A 6,297-nucleotide genomic window follows, 5' to 3' on the forward strand; every position below is an offset into this window, starting at 1 on the left:
TTTGCTATTAGTGGCTATAGGTAAAACCTAAATAAACCTGACGACCAAAGTACTGGGTAGTACCGGTGATGTTTTCATTGCCAAAGTAACTTTGGGTTGGTTCATCAGTAAGATTATTAACCTGTAGCAACATGCCAAATGAGTCTGTAAATTGATAAGAGGTTTGAAAATCGACCACGGTCTCGGCATCAAAATTAACCACTTGCTCATTGATCGCCACTTGCTCTGAAACAAAGTCTGAGCGGTAACGCACATTAAGGCGGGTTTCAAAATTATCTAAGCTGTAAAATAAAGTGCCGTTTAACACGTTTTTAGACAAACCAGGTAAACCTTGTGTAACCGTTTCACCACCTAAGCTGGTGATAGATTCAACTTCGCTCTCGGTGTATGAATAGCTACCGTTAAACCCAAGGCCATCAAAAGGGGCGGGTAAAAACGAAAATACTTGCGTGTAGGCAAGTTCAATACCGCGAATATAACCGCCATTGGCGTTATTTACCGCCGTTGTGTAAGTGCCGTTAGTTGTGGCAACTTGCTCACCACTGACTGGATTTTCTATATAGTCAGGGACGTTAAAGCCATTACCTTTGAAGTCAAACCCTTCAATGGCGATGGTATCGATAAACGAATCGATGTTTTTATAGAAACCTGCGATCACTAGCGCACCATCTGACTCATCAAAATAATGCTCGTAAGAGATATCGTATTGGTCGGCATAAAATGGTTTTAAGAATGGATTATTGGTACTTGAGCCGTTAATTTTGCCACTGGTTTTATCAGCTTGCGCACTGGCGTCCCCCGCTAGGCGATTAATCGGTGGGCGCGACATTACTTTAGCCGCCGCAAAGCGTAATTGCGTGTTATCCGTTAGCTGAAAGTTTAAATTAAGGGATGGCAGATAATCGGTATAAGTTGTGCCAAGTACATTAGGTAAATAATTTTGATTTATGATGCCGATACTGTCGGTAATGTTTTGTGCACCGAGTGATAAATCACCATTAACATTTTCTAAAATAGTGGCCGATTGGTCGGTATCAACACGGCGAATACCAATATTACCCAGTACCGGCATAGTACCAATTTCAGTATTAATATTAAGCATGGCGTACGCTGAAAGCACTTCCTCATATACTGAGCCACTTTGTAACATGGTCCATGAGTAGTTAGTGGTATAGCCTTGTGTATCAGGTATTTCATCACCATCAAGATCGACAACGCCATCGGCGTTACCCCAGGTTTTAACTGGCTCCGGTGCGCCTTCAGGAAACCAAGCATTAAGCGCTTTGTCTAAATCAATCGCCAAATATGATGGGAAATAACTAAAGTCACCTTCCCAGTCAACAACATTTACCATGTCATTGGTTAAACGCAGTGGCGGCTCACTCACTGAAAAATCACCATCATTACCGTATTCAAATACTGAGCGGTTATTGCTGTATTCACGATCTGAATAACGCGCGCCAAATTCAATAGAGCTAAACCAGCTGTTATTCAGCTCGTATTTAAAATCAAGGCGATAAGCGCTTACTTCATCTTCATTTTGATAAGGGTAAATACCGTATTTACTAACCATTACTCGGTCGATATCGCTAAATGCAGCCGCTTGATTAAAGCCTACATCAGGTAAATTTAAACCATTAAGTTGGTAGTTTATTGATACGTTTTTATCTAACACAGGTTCTTCGGCTGAGGCGTCTTCGGCAACCAACGCCCACAATAAGCCATTGCGAAAGTTACTTTTAGCCCGTGACAGCGACACATCAACATTAACGTTTAAACGTTCTGTCACTTGCCAATCGGCGTTAACACCGTAGCTATCTACTTCATCAAAGTCTTGGTTATCATCATTCACAATTTCAACGCGAGTGTAGCCTTTTGAAGTACGATTAACAGAGGCACCAACTACTGAATTTCCCTCTAGCTGAGCGTTTGTATAAGTGGCCGTTGGGCCACCTAATTTCACTCGTAACCCACGGGCAAATGACTCAGTATCAAAGCGTGATAAAAACACGTCCCCTTTTAATTTAAAATTATCCACCGGTGCCCATTCAATCGCCGCCATATAACCGTTACGGGTTTCTTCTCCACCTAAATGCTGAAGCTCAAAACCTTCGCTGATATACTCATTTTCAGGTTTAAGTTCGGGGCCATTAGTATCATTTGCAACACCATCAACGTCTTTATTATCGTTATAGGCAAGGCCAATAAACTGTGTTGCTACGCTGGGTTGAAATAACCGTGCATAACCAAGTGCGACACCTAAAGTATCGTCAAGATATTTACCTTGATAGGAAAAACTAATGCGGTCGCCAAACTCAGTGGCATCGTTCACCTCTGACGCTCGGTCGTTGTACATACCTCTGGCGTTAACCACAAACTTATGTTGCTGATCATTATCAAGCGGGCTAGCTGTTTGCAGTTCTACCGTACCTGCAACACCACCTTCGATAAGCGATGCTTTTGGTGATTTATACACGGCTGCTGAGCTGATCAATTCAGACGGATATTGGTCAAACTCAATACTACGGCTGCCACTAGTTGATACCTGTTCACGGCCATTTAAAGTTGAAAATACAAATCCACCGGACATACCGCGAATGTTGATTTCTGCCGCCTGCCCGCCGGTTCGTACCGCTGAGATCCCCGGTAACCGAGTGAGCGCATCAGCCATAGATACATCAGGCAAAGCACCTAAGTCATCCGCCGATAACTGCTCAGATACCGTATCAGTAAAGCGTTTTTGATTAAGTGATTGGATTAAACTACGACTAAAGCCACGCACTTCAATGACTTCAAGATCTTCTTCTAGTTGTGGTTTTTTTACGGTACTTTGCGCGTCACTTTCAACCGCAGCTAATACACTGCTGGCTGCAAACATTGCGAGCATTAACGCACTTAGTTTGAATTTCCCCATGAGCTTTCTACCCTATTGATTTTATAATTGTGTGCTGTTTGTTTTGAAATTGTGGATAAAATAAAACCAATAAAGTGTAACTAAAAAGTAAAATAAGTGTGATGAATACGTATGCAGCAGTAAGGGCAATAGCTAGCAAGGTGAGGAACTTAGTTTAGAAGTGCTGCGATCATGTAGATAACGTAAAATAAATTGACTGACTAACGGAATAACTCAGTCATAAGCCACTATTACACAGGTGAATTAGAAATTGCTAAAAACAGCTTTAAAGGGAAGTAGTAAGGATTAGTTAAGTTTAATAAACTACACCATTAGCACCACCCTTATTGCTAGACCAATAAAAATCACCGCTAATATTTTATCAAACCATGGGGATGATTTAGTAAAAGCAAAGCGCTTCTTTGAAAGCTCTGTCAATGCTGCAACAATCAGATACCAGCCAGTATCAATAGTAAAAACCGTTAAGCACATAATCAAACCGACCTTAAAACTGAGATTGGCAGGATCTATAAACTGTGAAAACAGGGCTAAAAAGAATACCGCTAATTTAGGATTTAGAAACGCAATAGCAAAGCCGTCTTGCAAGGCTTGTTTTGCACTGCCACTTTGCTGAGCCACTTTTAACTCACTATTACTTGGTTTGGCTAATAAGATTTTAACCCCTAAATATGCCAAGTACGCTGCACCTAAGTAAACTAACACTTGATACACAGTAGGAAATTGCAACATTATTGCACCGAGGCCAAGTAACGATGCTGCAGCATAAAAACCGACGCCAACACCATGACTCAGCGCTGCCAACATGCCGTTCTTCATACTGCCATGAATGCTGTGTTTTAACACCACAGCCAAACTTGGCCCAGGAGACATTGCACCCATCATACAAATGGCGACTAAGCTTAGCCACAGTGATAACGTCATTTATATTCCTTATAGTTCTTCATTTTCAATAAGTAAGATGTATGCATAAACTTGGCCGTATAATCCTGCAGAGGCGCTAACATTTATTACTTTCCAGCCATCTTGGTTTAATTGATAAATTCGCTCATTAAGTGCGTCAATATCAATACCGCCTCTAAAAAAGCCACGCTGCTTTTTAAACTCAATTATTTTCTGCATGGCTGTATCGCTTATAATTGATACTCAAAATCATAAATGTGTATACCTGCTTCGATGCGAATTGCCATTTTTCCGCTAAGGCCTGCAAGTTCATTACTGCCAGAATCTGGCACCACGTTTAAAATTAATGAATCTTGGCCTTTATCCATAGTGCCAAAATGTTGCAGCACAAAGCTGCCTTGAAGACCTGCAAGTGTGCCAACTACTTGTTCAATTGCCACATAACCGGCACTGCCTTGAGTTGCGGTCATAGCACTGAGCATTTCGCCAGTGCTGGTTGCATCAAGCTCACCTGTAAACGTTTTATCAATCGACATACGACCCAGGTTTACGCCATCAATGCCCTTTGCATAACCTTCAATAGGATTGAGTTTAACGTTAAATTCGCCCGTTACTTTTTCAGTTGTCATGGTTAGTCCCTTAGTTAGTTATTGAAATTATGATTTAAGTAACCATATCTATACCCTATTCATCTAAAAGAATCCACTATGAGCAATAGTAAAACCGAGCAAAAAGACAAAGCTGCTTTTAGTAGTTTAATTCCTATTTTTCAGTTTATTAAGCCGTATAAATGGGTGGTTTTTGCAGCTCTTGCAGCATTACTTGTTACTGCCGGGGTTAATTTATCATTGGGCCAAGGAGTTAAATTTGTTATTGATCACGGCTTTATTGCGGGCTCTCAAGAACAATTAAAACAAGCCATAATCGTGCTAATTGGCTTGATCAGCTTATTAGCCATAGGAACATTCAGCCGTTTTTATTTAATGTCATGGATTGGTGAGCGCGTCAGTAATGATATTCGTAAAGCGGTATTTGATCGCATAGTCACCCTGCACCCGAGTTACTTTGAAGAAAACCGCAGTGGCGAATTAATGTCGCGCTTAACAACCGACACCACTTTGTTGCAATCAATCATTGGCTCGTCATTTTCAATGGCACTGCGCAGCGCTCTGATGCTAGTCGGTGGTTTAGCCATGTTGTTATTTACTAACTTAAAACTCACTTTAGTTGTAGTTGCCTGTGTGCCGCTGGTGTTAGTACCCATGATGATTTTTGGTAAAAAAGTACGCAAACTTGCCAGCTCCAGCCAAGATGCGATTGCCGATATCAGCACTTATGCGGGAGAAATAATTCAAAATATTAAAGTAGTGCAAAGCTATAGCCACGAACAACGCGAACAACACGCTTTTGCACTAGAGACCGAAAAAGCCTTTAACGTTGCGAAAAGCCGCATTAAACAGCGCTCATTTTTAATTGCTGCAGTAATATTTTTGACCTTTAGCGCAATTAGCGTGATGCTGTGGATAGGTGGTAGTGATGTACTGGCAGGCACAATGACTGGCGGTGAGTTAGGTGCATTTGTGTTTTACGCCATTATGGTAGCGATGTCGGTAGCAACCGTTGCTGAGGTATATGGCGAGCTACAACGTGCAGCGGGCGCTGCGGCGCGGTTACTTGAACTGCTCGCGGTTAAAAGTGAGATCACAACCCCTGCAGCACCACAAGATCAGTTATTACATAACAACTCTAACGCTCCAGCCATTAGTCTTGATAAAGTAACTTTTAATTATCCATCGCGTCCTGATGTGAGCGCCTTAAAAACTATTTCATTAACGATTGAACAAGGCCAAACAGTAGCAATCGTTGGTCCGTCAGGTGCTGGTAAAACCACGTTATTTGAATTACTACAACGCTTTTATGACCCTGCCGGTGGCGACATTAAGTTTCATGATATTAATATCAAAGATCTATCCCTTAATACACTCAGAAACAGCATGGGCATGGTGGCACAAAACCCGATTTTATTTAGCTCTGATGTGATGCATAACATTCGTTATGGCAACCCAGATGCAAGCGACGAACAAGTATATGCTGCCGCTAAGCATGCTCACGCGGATGAATTTATTGCACAATTACCTAACGGCTACGAGAGCTTTTTAGGCGAGCAAGGGGTGCGCTTATCAGGCGGCCAAAAACAACGAATTGTATTAGCAAGAGCAATATTAAAAGACCCAGAAATACTGTTACTCGATGAAGCAACCAGCGCTTTAGATGCGCAAAGTGAGCATCATGTACAAGCTGCGCTTGAACATTTAATGCAAAACCGTACTACGCTTATCATTGCCCACCGCCTCGCCACAGTAAAACATGCTGATATGATAGTGGTAATGGAGCACGGAGAGATAATCGCAACAGGTACTCATCAACAATTGCTAGCGAGTAATCCACTTTATCAAAAATTATGTGAGCTGCAGTTTAATAGG

5 protein-coding genes are annotated in these 6,297 nt (G+C 41.7%); 1 reads left to right on the forward strand and 4 read right to left on the reverse strand.

The annotated features are described in order from the left end of the window. Window positions 1-7: 7 nt before the first annotated feature. The 4 genes from H5203_RS17440 to H5203_RS17455 all read right to left on the reverse strand — a co-directional run bounded on the left by H5203_RS17440 (window position 8) and on the right by H5203_RS17455 (window position 4,443). Window positions 8-2,914 (reverse strand): TonB-dependent receptor, encoded by a 2,907-nt coding sequence (locus tag H5203_RS17440; RefSeq protein WP_182758471.1) that lies wholly within the window; start codon window positions 2,912-2,914, stop codon window positions 8-10. Between the two features lie 303 nt (window positions 2,915-3,217). After that, entirely contained in the window at window positions 3,218-3,835 is a 618-nt protein-coding gene (locus tag H5203_RS17445; protein WP_182820034.1) for a LysE family translocator, read from the reverse strand. A 9-nt stretch (window positions 3,836-3,844) separates the two neighbouring features. Then, on the reverse strand, window positions 3,845-4,033 hold the full coding sequence (locus H5203_RS17450; protein ID WP_182820035.1) for a hypothetical protein: 189 nt from the start codon (window positions 4,031-4,033) through the stop codon (window positions 3,845-3,847). Between the two features lie 11 nt (window positions 4,034-4,044). Beyond that, the gene (locus H5203_RS17455; protein WP_145241975.1) at window positions 4,045-4,443 is read right to left on the reverse strand and encodes a DUF3224 domain-containing protein; all 399 of its coding nucleotides are present in this window, start codon (window positions 4,441-4,443) and stop codon (window positions 4,045-4,047) included. Between the two features lie 78 nt (window positions 4,444-4,521). Here H5203_RS17455 and H5203_RS17460 point away from each other — a divergent pair. After that, window positions 4,522-6,297, forward strand: a 1,776-nt coding sequence (locus H5203_RS17460) for an ABC transporter transmembrane domain-containing protein (RefSeq protein ID WP_182820036.1), incomplete at its 3' end; no start/stop codon positions are given.

It is taken from the genome of Pseudoalteromonas sp. SG41-1, assembly GCF_014164575.1.
In the GTDB taxonomy this organism is placed as follows: domain Bacteria; phylum Pseudomonadota; class Gammaproteobacteria; order Enterobacterales; family Alteromonadaceae; genus Pseudoalteromonas; species Pseudoalteromonas rhizosphaerae.